Annotated in this window: 8 protein-coding genes; 2 read left to right on the top strand and 6 right to left on the bottom strand. The window is 49.3% G+C overall.

Annotation, left to right across the window (positions count from 1 at the left end; all coding sequences use genetic code 11):
• Positions 1–44 precede the first annotated feature (44 nt).
• The gene (locus IEY13_RS17160; RefSeq protein WP_188954328.1) at positions 45–1,238 is read right to left on the bottom strand and encodes a helix-turn-helix domain-containing protein; all 1,194 of its coding nucleotides are present in this window, start codon (positions 1,236–1,238) and stop codon (positions 45–47) included.
• Positions 1,239–1,467: 229 nt separating this feature from the next.
• On the opposite strand from IEY13_RS17160, the gene IEY13_RS17155 reads away from it, so the two are divergent.
• Both IEY13_RS17155 and IEY13_RS17150 read left to right on the top strand, forming a co-directional pair.
• Entirely contained in the window at positions 1,468–2,715 is a 1,248-nt protein-coding gene (locus IEY13_RS17155; protein ID WP_188954325.1) for an AAA family ATPase, read from the top strand.
• The gene (locus IEY13_RS17150) at positions 2,705–3,394 is read left to right on the top strand and encodes an RloB family protein (RefSeq protein ID WP_188954323.1); all 690 of its coding nucleotides are present in this window, start codon (positions 2,705–2,707) and stop codon (positions 3,392–3,394) included. Before IEY13_RS17155 ends, IEY13_RS17150 begins: the two co-directional genes overlap by 11 nt.
• A gap of 96 nt (positions 3,395–3,490) precedes the next feature.
• Here the strand turns inward: IEY13_RS17150 and IEY13_RS17145 are convergent, their stop codons facing one another.
• The 5 genes from IEY13_RS17145 to IEY13_RS17125 all read right to left on the bottom strand — a co-directional run bounded on the left by IEY13_RS17145 (position 3,491) and on the right by IEY13_RS17125 (position 13,493).
• Positions 3,491–6,106: a glycoside hydrolase family 31 protein gene (locus tag IEY13_RS17145; RefSeq protein ID WP_188954321.1), complete on the bottom strand. Its 2,616-nt coding sequence runs from the start codon at positions 6,104–6,106 to the stop codon at positions 3,491–3,493.
• 12 nt (positions 6,107–6,118) lie between these two features.
• Positions 6,119–8,056, bottom strand: coding sequence for a glycoside hydrolase family 97 protein (locus IEY13_RS17140; protein WP_229687900.1), 1,938 nt, complete (start codon positions 8,054–8,056; stop codon positions 6,119–6,121).
• Positions 8,057–8,239: 183 nt separating this feature from the next.
• A complete protein-coding gene (locus IEY13_RS17135) occupies positions 8,240–10,276 on the bottom strand; it encodes an NPCBM/NEW2 domain-containing protein (RefSeq protein ID WP_188954319.1) in 2,037 nt (678 codons plus the stop codon).
• Positions 10,277–10,319: 43 nt separating this feature from the next.
• Positions 10,320–11,696: a glycoside hydrolase family 43 protein gene (locus IEY13_RS17130; RefSeq protein WP_188954317.1), complete on the bottom strand. Its 1,377-nt coding sequence runs from the start codon at positions 11,694–11,696 to the stop codon at positions 10,320–10,322.
• 21 nt (positions 11,697–11,717) lie between these two features.
• Complete coding sequence (locus IEY13_RS17125; protein ID WP_188954315.1) at positions 11,718–13,493, bottom strand: family 43 glycosylhydrolase; 1,776 nt, start codon at positions 13,491–13,493, stop codon at positions 11,718–11,720.
• Positions 13,494–13,661 lie beyond the last annotated feature (168 nt).

Here is a 13,661-nt window from a genome sequence, read left to right as displayed (position 1 = left end):
ATGCGCCATCGCTTCAATATATGATTTGACACCACAAGTTGCTGTTATTGGCCGGGTTGGGCCGCTCCGGGGTAGTCGCCCGGCGTTTTACCGGTTACTTTTTTAAAGGCCCGGTTAAAGGTGGATTTGGAATTGAACCCCGCTTCATAGGCAATCACCAGCAGATTCAGGTGCCGGTGTTCCCCGCTTTGCATCAGGCGAATGGTTTCCTGCACGCGGTAATAATTGATAAAGTCGTTGAAGTTCTGCTGAAAACAGGTATTGATTACTTTGCTCAGCAGCGAGGCATTGGTGTTCATTTTACGGGCCAGCTGGGTCAGGGTCAGTTCCGGGTCAGTATACACTTTTTCCGCCTCCACCAGTTGTAGTACCTGTAGCTTCCAGTCGTTCATCCAGGCCGGCGCTTCCTCCGGCTGGTCATTCACCGCCGCCAGCGGATACTCCAGCAGCAGGGGAGCCCGGTATTCCAGCAGCAGCTGCGGCTGAAAATTGAGTTTGATATACGGCACGGGCCCGGTATTGTACCCGGTAATGGCCATATAATACACCATCAGCGCAAAGGCAAAAAAGTAATACCAGGAGCGGACATAATGCAGGTTGATGAACAGTGATAAAATCTGTTCACTCAGCAGCAACAGGGTAAGCATGCAAAACACATACAAAAAATTGCGCAGCCACTTAAAACCCGCCTCCCAGGCAAACGAAAACTCGTACTGGCTAAAGGCAATGTACTGCCGGTAATAGCGTATGGCGAAAATGAGGTAGGTGAGCAAACTGAGCGACCATACCAGACTATACCAGCTGTCAAAATCGGGGTCGCTGTAGCCGTTCATCAGGTAATAGTCTTTCACTATCCATTTATCGGTAACAGCCACCACCAAACTCCACAATATATACAGGCCGCCGGGTAAAAAATGCAGCCAATCTTTCCGCGTCATCCGGTACCCGTTATTGGTAAGGCTTTTCAGATACAGGTACAGCAGCGGCCCAAAAAACAGCGCGTGTATAAAGGGCGTGTAAAACAGCACATCGCGGTAAGGCTGTGTATCGTACCAGCCGGCAAAACCAGCCATCCAGGGAAAAATAAACAGGGCCGATAAAAACAGAAATGTACCTAAGAGCCTGTCTGCCAGACGCTCCTGCTTTATGCCCCTTTTCCAGAAAAGGAAGGCATATACCACCAGGTGTGTGAAAAAGATAAGCAGTAAAGAGCTGCGCAGGCCAAACTGGAAGTACATGAATATTGGTTGAATGGGTAAGTAATATACAAGTAAAAGGAATGGGTTTGTTGTCGGGTATAAGTCATGTGATTAAAATTCCAGTTTTTGCGCATTTTCTTCATTAAACATGACCTGGTGCGCTGTTTAGTGAAAAAATGACGTGTTTTGCGCGTTTTTCCGTGATATTTTATTACGCAACGTGATAAAATATCACACTTAGGATTAATTTAGCACAAAACGTGATGGAATGCTGGTGTACTTCAAGGTGAAGAATTTCAAAAGTGTAAAAGAACCTGTTGTAATAAACTTTAATGCTGCCGGTATCAGCGAGCATACTGATTCTAATATTTTTCAGGAGGCTGGGATGGATTTGTTGCGTTCTATCGTACTATACGGCCATAACGCGAGTGGTAAGTCTAAAATAATAGATGCGTTGTTGTTTTATAAAACCTGGATAGCAGATTCAGTAAACGAGTCCTTATCTGAAAAACTTTTTCCTCAGCCGTTTGCTTTAAGCACGGAAACTGAAAAGTTACCGAGTTTATTTGAAGCTGAATTTATACTCAATGGCATCCGTTATCGGTATGGGTTTGAGCTGGATTCTGAAAAGGTACATAAGGAATGGCTGCTGGAGGCAAAAAGCCCCAATGGAAAAGATTATCCGGTGTTTTTACGCATAGGGCAGGAGTTTGAAATTGATGAAAAACGCTTTCCTGATGGTGAAGACTTAGTAAAGAAAACCCGATCCAACGCATTGTTTCTGACCGTTGGCTCACAGTGGAATGTGGAGAAGGCTTTGGAGATTGTTCATTGGTTTAAAAAAATGGCTGTTATTTCAGGACTGGATGATCAGTCCACTTCCCGCAAAACGCTGGAATACCTGCAAAATCCTGTTCATGCAGCTAAAATTAAAGAGCTGATTAAACGGGCTGATTTGGGGATAGAAGATTTGTTTGCATCCGAAGACGATGGAGTAATAAATGCAGCCAAACAGAATGATCTATTTAGAGCCAGAATAGAGCCACGTGTTGAAACAAGGCACCTGAAATACAATAAGCAGGGCGAAGTGGAAGGTTATACTTCATTCCTGTTACACAAGGATGAATCAGCAGGCACTAACAAATACTTTAATCTTATTGGAAGTATACTGTTTGCAATAGAAAGCGATGCAGTAATAGTAATAGATGAGTTTGATGCCAGGTTACATACCTTGTTAAGTAAAGCCATTATAAGGTTATTTAATTCGGATAAGGCTAAATTTAAAGCCCAGCTTTTTGTTTCCAGTCATGATACTGCTTTATTGGATAGAGTTTTACTGAGGCGGGATCAGATTTATTTTGTTTCCAAAGATGAAAAAGGAGCTTCCAGTGTAACTGCATTGGTGGAATATAAGCCCCGCAAAGAAAGCCCATATGATAAGAGCTATCTGGAAGGAAAGTATGGAGCGATACCGTTTATTGAAGAATTTGAATCCTTATTAAGCAATGCCAAATAAGAAGGAGTCTTTTTTTGCCGATTTTCTAAAGGGCCTGGAGAAAGATAAAATTGATTCCGGGAAGTCTGTAGAAACTATTGAGCAGCGACGTTATTTTTTAATAGTCACAGAAGGTAAGAATACAGAGCCTTTGTACTTTGAGCATTTCAGGCAGCTACTGCCGAGGCACATGATGGAAACGATTGTGATAACGGGGCAGGGGAGAAATACCATTGAAATTGTTGAAACGGCTATTGCAAAGCGTGACGAAAGAAGCAGGAGTGCGTCAAAACCCGCTTTTGATGAAGTATGGGCAGTTTTTGATAAGGATGATTTTACTGATAAGGATTTTGATACTGCAGTGTCTATGGCCCAAAATGCGAACATTGAACCTGGTTACTCTAATGAGTGCTTCGAGTTTTGGTATGTGCTGCATTTTCAATACCAGAATAATGCTTTGCATAGAAACCAGTATACCGATATATTGAGTGATCAGTTAGGCCGGAAGTATGGCAAAGGCAAGGCAGATGCTATAGCAATGATCAAACTCATTTCAGAAAAGGGTAATGTGGCGCAGGCCATTAAATACGGATATATGCTGGAACGTGAACATACAGGTAAAAATCCCGCAAAAAAGAATCCTTATACAAGGATATACTTGCTGGTAGAAAAACTACTTGCTTATGTAGAGCAGCACTAAGGACGAAACATCGCGCCTTCCTGATTTCCGGTAAGAACGATGTTTCATCTGATAGCACAGCTAAATTTTAATACCATACCTCATCCCTGATTCTGCTTATTTAGTCTTTACCTTCATTTCTTTTCCTGTATATACAATAGTCTTATCAGGTGCATTTGTTGTTAATGCGCCATGCCCCTGCGTTTCATTCACCCAAACAATATTAAAAACCTGCTTTTGCAACATATCAGGGTAGCTGCCCTTCCGTTTACCAATGGTCAATGTTTGCTGCCGGTTGTTCCAATGAAAGGGTATTACGGTGTAAGCGCCCTTTTCGTATGCATAGCCATCACCGGCATCGCTATACAGCTGAAAGTTGCCATCGGCACCGGTGTATATTCTTATCTCTACTGTGTCGGTGGCGTTGGGTTGTGTGTACTGTAAAGGTTTGCCTATGGGCACAATAGAGCCTGCTTTTATGTACAGCGGAATTTTATCTGCCGGGGCATCGGTGTTAACGGTTTGTCCGCCCTGGTAACGCTGGCCGCTCCAGAAGTTATACCAGGGCTGGCCTTTGGGCAGGTATACGTTCCAGGTGTTTACGCCTGGCGCGCTAACCGGTGCTACCAGAAAGGCGTTGCCAAACATATATTGGTAAGGCTGTGCCACGGCTTTTTCATCCCGGGCAAAATCCATTACCAGCGGGCGCATCATGGTGTAGGCATTTTTATGTACCTGCCATGCGGCGGAATACATGTAAGGCATCAGGCGGTAGCGCAGTTGCAGCATGGTGCGCATGCGGCTTTCTGTTACGTTGCCGTATTTCCAGGGTTCTGTTTCGGTTTGATAGCCGTGTATGCGGAAGATGGAATTAAAGCAGCCCCACTGAAACCAGCGGGTGAGTATATCGTGATAAGTGGTATCGGTATACTGATGGCGGCCGGGGCGGAAGAAGCCGCCGATGTCGGTTGTCCAGTAAGGCATGCCGGTAAGGTGATAGTTGAGGCCGGCTACTATCTGGCGTTTATAGGTATCCCAGTCCCAGCCAATATCACCGCTCCAGTTAATGGTACCGTAGCGTTGCTGGCCGGCAAAGGCAGATCGGGTGAGTATGGTTACGCGTTTGGTGGTATCTGTGTTGCGCTGGCCTTCGTACACGGCTTTGCTTACAAACAGGGGGTAGGTGAGGCGGTAAAAGTTGCCTGGGCCAAAATACGTTTGTTTACCGGCGAGCGCATCGTTTTCCGGTTCGGTGGCATCCATCCACCAGCTGTCCACTCCTTTGCTGTACAGGTTGGTGTTTAACGCATTCCAGTGTGTTTTAGCGGCTGCGGGGTTAAACATATCTACCCAGGGGCTGTTGGGTATGTACAGGTTCTGTGCCACGTAAGGCTTTGCCACGTCCGACTTTTTATCCAGGTTCTCCCATACAGATATGTTAAAGCGGGCATGCAGGTTATGCAGCTGTTGTATAAACTGCTCGGGTTGCGGGTAATGGGTTTCATCAAACTTAGGTACGCCCCAGCCGTATTTGCCCCAGTATTGCCAGTCCTGCACAATTACATCCATAGGCAGCTTGCGGTTGCGAAACTCCTGTACGGTTTTTACCAGGTGCTCACCGCTGGTATACCGCTCCCGGCATTGCCAGAAGCCATAGGCCCACAGAGGCAGCATAGGTACTTCACCTGTAAGCTGGCGGTAACCGGCTATTACTTCATCCGCATTTTTGCCGGTGAATACAATATAGTCGAGCGACCGGGCATGTGGTGAGCGGAATACGGTTTCGTTATCCGCCGGGCGGAAAGATAGCTGTGGTGTATTGCTGGCTTTGCATACCACCTGTACGGTGTGGGTACCGGCGTTGAGTTTTACTATTTTGCTTACGGCTGGTGGCAGCCAAAGGTTAGATTGATTGATACACGCAGCACCATCTACAATTACCAGGTGGCGGTTATCCATATCTCCCAAATCCAGCATCAGGGTATAATCTCCATCCTGCGGTACGGTAAAACTACCGGTGTATACACTTTGCTGTTGCGATATGCGTTGGGTGCCGGTGGTGGTAGTTACCTCGGCCTCTTTTTTGCCACCGGTGGCAGTATCTTTTTTCTGTAAGGCTATGGCGTTGTCTGCCGGGTTAAACCAGGTAAGCCCGTACTGATGCCATAACAGCCCATATCCTTTGCTGGAGTACAGAAAGGGTATGGCTATTTGTGTGTTTACCTGTATCAGTTTGCGGGTTGTGTTTCTGAGGTTGTAATGCCCATCCTGAAACTGCCCCAGGCCAAACAGGTATTCATTTTCGGATGTGGCAAAACCCTGCTGTGCCCGGTAACAGGGCTCGCCGTCAACGGAGTCTGCCAGCAGTTTTCTGCTGTTAGCGGTTTCGCTCAGCAGCAGCTTTCCGTTTTTATCGCGAAAGCTGAGTATGCCGGTGCGTTTGTGAAAGCTTACCCGCGCCTCTGCGGTGCTAACCAGCAGTGTGCTGTCTGTTTCCCGGCAGGTAAAGCCTGGTACCGGCTGCGGGTTCTGCAACACAAACTGCTGCTTTTCGGCAGGCAGTTCCTTTAGCCATTGTACGCGTATGGCTTTGGTAGTAAGGGGTGTAAGGCTCAGGTTGCCTTCTGTCAGCGCTATTACTACTTTATCTTTTGTGATAGTGTGGCTGCGGTAGGTTTGGCTGCACAGTGCAGCGGGTACCATACCCAGTAATACTACGGTTATCCATTTCATACGGCGCCAGGTTTATTGTATGGGTGTTAACACGGCCGCAAAACCGCCGCGGCGCAGCAGCTTTACGTTCAGCTTGCCGGTGCTGTCTGTTACAGAATACGTGGTGCTGAAATCTTTATCATGTTTGCCATCTGCTATCAGCGTAACCTGGTAGCGCGTGTTGCCGGGTAAAAAGGTAAGGGGCAGGCTTTTTCTTTTCTCCTTCAGCTCTGCGTTAACACCGGCTATGTACCAGTTGTTGCCTTTGCGGCGCGCCAGGGTCACTTCTTTACCGGGGTAGCCATCCACCAATCTGGTTTCATCCCAGGTGTTGGGTACCTGCTGTAAAAAGTTTTTGGGTGCATCGGGCAGTTGGTAATAGCCCTCTGGTCTGTCTGCCAGGTGTTGCATGCCGCTTTCAAACAGAACACTCAAAGCCAGCTCATGCCCGTAGGAGGTAATATGCGGGTATTGGGAATTGGTAAAGGTTACCGGCGTATAATCCATGGGGCCTATTACGTTGCGCGTAAAGGGCAGTATGGTGTTGTGCTCTGGTGCGGTGTAGGTAAACTCCGGGCCGTTGTTGTACCATTCAGCGCCGCGTACGGCTTCGTAGGTCATCAGGTGGGGGTAGGTTCTTGACCAGCCGCGGGGCACTATACAACCGTGAAAGTATACCATCATTTCAAATTGCGCAGCATCATCCAGTATATCCAGGTAATAGCGGATCATATCCTGCTTTTCACTTTCAAAAAAATCAATCTTTACACCGGCTACGCCCAGTTGCTTCAGTTTGGTAAACTCTGCTACGCGGTTCTCATGGGTAAGCATCCGGTCTTTAGGCGTAGCACTTACCCAGGTATGGTCTCCGCCGGAGTTATACCACATCAGTGGCTTTATGCCTTTGGATTTGATATAGGTAAGCGCATCTTCCAGCTTGCCGCCATTGCCCATGGCATCCCATTCCCAATCCAGCAGGGTGTAGGGCCAGTGCATGGTAGCAGCCAGATCGGCAAAGCGGCATACGGTGTTGTAATCTTTGGTGCCGTGATTGTCTGACCAATAGTTCCACGAAACCATTCCCGGTTTTACCCATGCGGTATTGGGTAGCACAGAGGCAGGGGCCACATCTTCCACCAGGGTAGAGGCTACCACATCGGCCAGGCTGCCCATTATAACCACACGCCAGGGCGATTTCCAGGGCAGGCTTATGGTGGGGGCAGATTCACCCTTACCTCTGCCATCCTTAGGGTCGGGAAAAGTGATTTTGTAGCTCGCTTTATCTGCCAGGTTGCTGAGTTTAGAGCCGCAGTAGCTGCGGTTTACATCCGATTCGTGCAGTAAAAACCAGCAGGCGCTGTCGCCGGTATTAAACAGGGCCGGGTAACACCATTCCTGTTGCTGCACTTTGTCGTTGCTCATAGCGGTATACAGGCCTTCATTGGCCGGGTTCCACTTTTCCATCCAGCGGGTGGTTTCCGGTGCTATGGTATAGGCGGTAAGCTCATCGTTTACGGTAAAGCTGCCCTGTTTTTCCGGCAGCTCGTAGCGGAAGGCTATGCCATCGTTATAAGCTCTTACAATCAGGTTTAATCTGTTTTTGGCAGCGTTATCAAAAGTCAGTACCACTTCGTTGGCGGTATTGCTGCGGTTGAGTTTTTTGCCATGCAGGGCAGTGTACTGCTCACGAATAACCGTGGGTTTGCCTGCCTTTATAAAGCGGAGTGCTTTTGCGTAGTCCTGGTTGTTTAACACCAGGCCCAGATCAATACGGGGTATGGCTTCCGTGGTTTTGCCGTTGGCAGTGTACCGCACTTTCAGGTAACCGGCTTCGGGGCTGCTGCCTGCAGGGGCCATCAGTTGTACGCTTATTTTCTGGTCAGGCGAGGTAATGGTGGCCTGTTGTGCTTTTATGGTGCCATTAGCTAACAGGGCAACACATATCGCAAGCCATCGCATATTTCTTTTCATATTGCTATTGGTATTAACAGTAAGTGCTTCCCATTGTGTTGTGGATGTATCTGTAACACAACGGGAAACACTCAAAAGTAATCGTCTGCTTTTCGTAGCTATAGTAACAAAACAGACTTTATTTTATACAAATCCGTTATCTGCACTACAATTTCACCGGCAGCGCTGTTGCCGGGCTGGCGGTTATTTCACGCCAGTAAATTTATACAGCAATACACCATGAGCGGGTACTTTAACAGGCAGGGCCCCGCTACGGGTATCCATACGGGTTACGTTCTGCTGCCGCCACAGGTCGCGCACCTGTTGTTTGCCGGTAATGCCCAGTTTGTCAAAAGCTTTATAATTCAATACAGCGCTGTCCAGCCCAAAGTTGCAGAAGCCTACGGCGCGGCTGCCATCCTCCAGTTGCTTCACGTATATGCGCAGGTCGCCAATGGTTTGTACGCAGGTGGCCTGTTTTCCCAGTGGGTCCTGGTCTATGGCTATTACTTCATCGTTGGTTAACAGGTTTAGCGTAAAGTCGTCCAGCTTTTCCATATCGCAGCCTATCAGCAGCGGGGCACTGAACAGGCTCCACAGGCTCAGGTGCAGGTATTGCTCATCGGGCTTTAGCTTGCTGGGGTGTGGGTTGCCCCAGCCTACGGTGCCTACTACCAGCATATCGGGGTCGTTCCAGTTACCGGGGCGTGCCCATGCGGCGGCTTTGTCCTGCGCCAGGGCTATTTCTTTTACACTGGCCCAGGTATCGGTTATATCGTTGGTGGTGCGCCAGCAGCTGCCGTTAACGCTGTCGCCCCATTTCCATACGTCTGACATACCGTACTGGCACAGGCTGAACACAATATCTCTCGGTTGCTGTTGCAGATAACTGCCCATCAGCTCAAAGGGGCGTTTGGCAGTAGCCAGTTCGTTGCCGCCCCGGTAGGAGAGGGAGGATACTTTATAAGGATCATTATCTTTCATACCATTGATTACGCCGCCGTAGCTGCACCAGTCGTACTTCAGGTAATCAAAGCCCCATGTAGCATAGCTTTCGGCATCCTGCTTTTCATAGCCATAGCTGCCGGCACAGCCGCCGCAGGTCCACGGGCCGGGGCTGGAATACAGGCCTATTTTCATACCAGCATGGTGTACATAATCTGCCAGCGACTTCATATTGCCAAAGCGTACATTGGGTACTATGTTGCCGTTGTCGTCGCGCAGTTTACCGCGTAAGGTGGAGTCTTTTGAGTCGCGGTGGTTTTGCCAGAAATCATCTATGTTAATATACGTCCAGCCGTGGTTTACCAGGCCGCTTTTAACCATGGCATCTGCGGCGCGTTTTACTTTATCGGCCGATACTTCACCGGCAAAACAGTTCCAGCTGTTCCAGCCCATGGGCGGGGTTAGCGCTACTTTGTCGCCACATACAATGCGCAGCTGCTTTGTGGTTTTGCCTTTGGCGTTTTGTGCGCCCAGGGTTACGGTGTAGCTGCCTTGTGTGGCAAGGGTGCCGGTAATAATACCGGTGTTGCCATCCAGTTGCAGGCCTGCAGGTAATCCCTTAGCGGTAAACGTCATAGGCCTGTTACCCGTAGCAGCTATGCGGTATTGAAAAGGCGAGCCGGGGCGTACACCGGTTACCGTGCTGCCGTTAATACGTGGTGTGGCCGGTGCTTTGGGTGTAAGTATATAAGGCACGGTGGCAATGGGGTTCCAGGTTTTGGTGCCCGCCACATCGGTGGTGGTTATGCTGGCATCGGCCCAGTTGGCATGGTCGTAATAGTTGCCGTTGCCTCCATCTGCTACCACCAGCTCCATCTTTTGTACGCCGCTAAGCGGTACGGAGCAGGGTTTGGCAGCATCGCCCAAACGCATTACACCGCTCGTCCATAACTTTTTACCATCGCCGTACACTTCAAACACCACTGCCGGTTCGTGGCCTTTTATTTCATCATCAATACCTACCTGTGCGGTAAACAAACTGGCTTTGCCGTGCAGCAGCACAGACAAAGAACTTACGGCATGGGTACCAAAACCACGGGTAAAGGTTTTGCCCGCAATGGTGATGGTTTTGCCATCTATCGACTTGTTTTTGCCAGGTACGCCATAGCCCTGTGTGGCCGCGCTCAGGTCTAACTGATCCAGCCATACGGTTTGGGCACAGAGGGTACCTGTAAAAAGAGAAAAGGCAAGCATGCCGGTAAAGGCATAAGATTTTTTAGAACAGAATAGATTCATGAGGCTGGTTATCGTTTAGTAAAATCAGGATATTATCAGGTTTTTATCTGGCAGGGTTAAACTGCCACCAGTCAAAATGGAAAAGGTCTTTTTCGCCTTTAAAAACAAAGTACAGGTCGTGTATGCCTTTGATGTTCTTTACGGGAATGGTAATGGTTTTCCATATATCTCCTTCACCGGAGGCAGTAATGTTAGCTGTACCCAGTAAAGGGCCATCCGGCTTATCGGCATGTATTTCTATTTTACCGCCATACAAGGCTGCTACGTTAACATCGGCAGAGGAAGCACCTTTGGAAAAGTCTGCCCCCTGCACCTTCACATAGTCACCATTGTGGATGGATGATACAAATATCCGGTCCTGTATTTTCCGGCCTTTGTTCCAGGGCGATTCTCTTTCCCACTCGGTGGCTTTATCGGTGGTTACGCCTTCGCTATAGGCGATGGTTTCGGCTTGTACCTGCTGGTAGGGGTTAAGGGTGCCTACCTGTTTAACGCCATCGGCCAACCAGAAGGGCAGCTTTTGTATAGTGCCATCGGCATTAAAAGTAAGCGTAGCCAAACATACAGAACGGCGTTCTGCATGTTTCTTCATCGTTTGCTTCAGCAACGCATAGTTAAAACCGAATACATACCACTGGCCTTTGTATTCAATAATGCCGGGATGGTTGCCGCTGGAACGCGGGTCGCCATCCATAATAGAACCTTTATATTCCCAGGGGCCGGTGGGGGTGTTGCTCATGGCATAACCCATACCTTCCGGGCAGCAGGTAGAGGCGTAGGCCATATAGTATTTACCGTTGCGGGTAAAAGCCCAGGGGCCTTCCTGATAATGAAAGGGATCGGGCTGGCCTTTTACTTTGGCTATCGAGCTGTCTTTTACAATGCCTCCGCTGTATGATATCATGTCTGCATTCAGCTTTACATAATACAGGTTGGGGTTGCCCCAGTACAGGTAGGCCTGTCCATCTTTGTCTATCAGTACCGTGGGGTCAATATCATCCGTGCTGTTTTTTATCAGTGGTTTGCCTATGGGGTCTTTAAACGGGCCGTAGGGGTTGTCGGCCACCAGTACGCCTATGCCCCCGCCGTTGGGCACGGGACAGTACAGGTAAAACTTACCGTTGCGTTCCACACACTGCGGGGCCCAGGCGCCGTTATCGGTATGCACCCAGGAAAAGTCTTTTAACGAGGCTACTTCGCCATGGTCTGTCCAGTTCACCATATCTACTGAAGTATACAGCAGCCAGTTTTTCATTACAAAGCCGAAGGCATTGTTTTCATCATGACCGGTGTAGAGAAATACGGTATCGTGATACACCAGCGGCGCAGGGTCGGCCGTATGCCGGGTTTGTATAATCGGGTTTTGAGCATGGGCGGCGGCTGTCAGCAACAGCATGCCCGCAAGCAATGTTCTTTTCATACGCATAGAATAATGGATGGTTTATTTGGCGGCAAACTGCCATTCTTTCCACTGAAACAGGTTGCCACTGCCGCCAGTGAATACGAAATATACATCGTGTACGCCGCTGATGCGGTTAATGCGGGTGGCAATGTTTTTCCAGCTTTGCGGCCCTCCGGTGTTGTGTACCTGGCATTTGCCTGCCAGCGGGCCGGTAAGGCTGTCCAGGTGTATTTCAATAGCACCGCCCTGCGTATCGCTGGCTACGGTGGCCGTAAACAGGCCTGCGCCCTTTTTAAAATCTACGTTGCGTACTTTAATATAGTCGCCTTTATTAATATCGGTTACCACTACACTGTTGCCGTTGGTGGTAGTTTCCACGCCTTCTTCCCAGGCAATGGTGGCAGCGCTGTGGCGTATAAAGGGGTTTAAATTACCGGTGCCGGTGGTAAGGCCGCTGGTGGGTGCAACCCTGCGCACACTGCCATCGGTGTTAAACTGTAGTTCATCTACACAAACGGAGCGGGTAAAACCGCCACCGCCGGCCAAGGCGCCGTTGTGGTAAAACAACCAGGTTTTGCCTTTGTAATCTACCACGCCTGGGTGGTTGGTAAAGGCGCCGCCTTTTTTAATTACGTCCATTACCGTATCGCGATACGTCCACGGTCCGGTGGCAGTGGGTGCGGTGGAATAGGCCAGGTGTTCGGGCACACCACCAGCGGGGTAAAACAGATAATACTGTTGTTGGCGCTTGTACAGCCAGGGGCCTTCTTCGTAAGTAGTAAAACGTTTTTCGGTGCTGTTTACGGTGCCTTTTATTTTACGGGCAAAGGCTTCTTTTTTATCGGCGGCAACGGGCTGCAGGCCGGTAGTGGCATCGTAGCTGATCATATCGCTGTTCAGCTTCGCGCTCCACAGTTCCGTGCCTTCGGCGCCCCAGGTTAACCAGGGTTGTTTGGCATCATCTGTAATAACGGTGGGGTTTATATTGCCCTCGCCGCAATGTTCGGTAATCAGCGGTTTGCCCAGCACATCGGTAAAGGGGCCAATGGCTTTATCGCCAACGGCTACGCCTATTACTTTGCGGTGGGTATTCTTTTCTATGGCGCTTACATACCAGTAGTATTGGTTGCCGGTGGGGCTTTTAATACTGTGAGATGCCAGGCCGTCTATCTTTTCTGCCCAGGCAAAAGTGTGGTGGGCGTTGTGTATCCGCAGTTTAAAAGCTTCCTCAGTCAGCGGTACTTTTACGATGCCCGTGCCTTTATCGTACGATAGCATATCGTTGTTCAGCTTTACATAGTACAGGTGCGGGTTGCCCCAGTACAGGTAAGCCTGCCCATCCTCATCTATAAACACAGCGGGGTCAATATATCCCCAGCCGCCGGTTACCAGCGGGGCGCCCAGCGCATCGGTAAAAGGGCCCTCGGGCCGGTCACTAACGGCAACGCCTATGCTCATGCCTTTGCCTTTGGCGTTTACGGGTACGTACCAGTAAAATTTGCCGTTGCGGTAAATGCAATGGCCTGCCCAGGCATCTTTATCAGCCCAGGCAAAGGTGTTAAGGGAAAGGGGTACGCCTCTGTCAGTCCAGTTCACCATATCGGTGGTGGAATACGCATGCCAGTCCTTCATCACAAACCAGGTGGCTTTGTCCTCATCGTGCCCGGTGTACAGGAACAGAGTGTCTTTATACACCAGCGGTGCCGGGTCGGCGGTATAAATGGTCTGGATAATGGGGTTCTGGGCTTGTGCAGCGGTAGCGGCGGCGGTAAGGGCCAGGCCGGCCAGCGAAATACGGCAAAACAGTTGCTTCATCAGATATCGTTCGGTTTGGTAAGTCAGATACATCACTGGCAATTTCCGGGTGCAGGCAGGGGGTGTCCGGATCATCAGGATGGCAGGCATTGGTATAATAACCCCTGCAAAAATAGCCCGGCAGCCTGGCTGGCGGATGGAACATTTGTTGAATTTACTATCCCGTAT

It is taken from the genome of Filimonas zeae (assembly GCF_014641615.1).
In the GTDB taxonomy this organism is placed as follows: domain Bacteria; phylum Bacteroidota; class Bacteroidia; order Chitinophagales; family Chitinophagaceae; genus Filimonas; species Filimonas zeae.
Note: the sequence above shows the minus strand (reverse complement) of the source record. Positions and strands in the feature narration are given on the sequence as shown.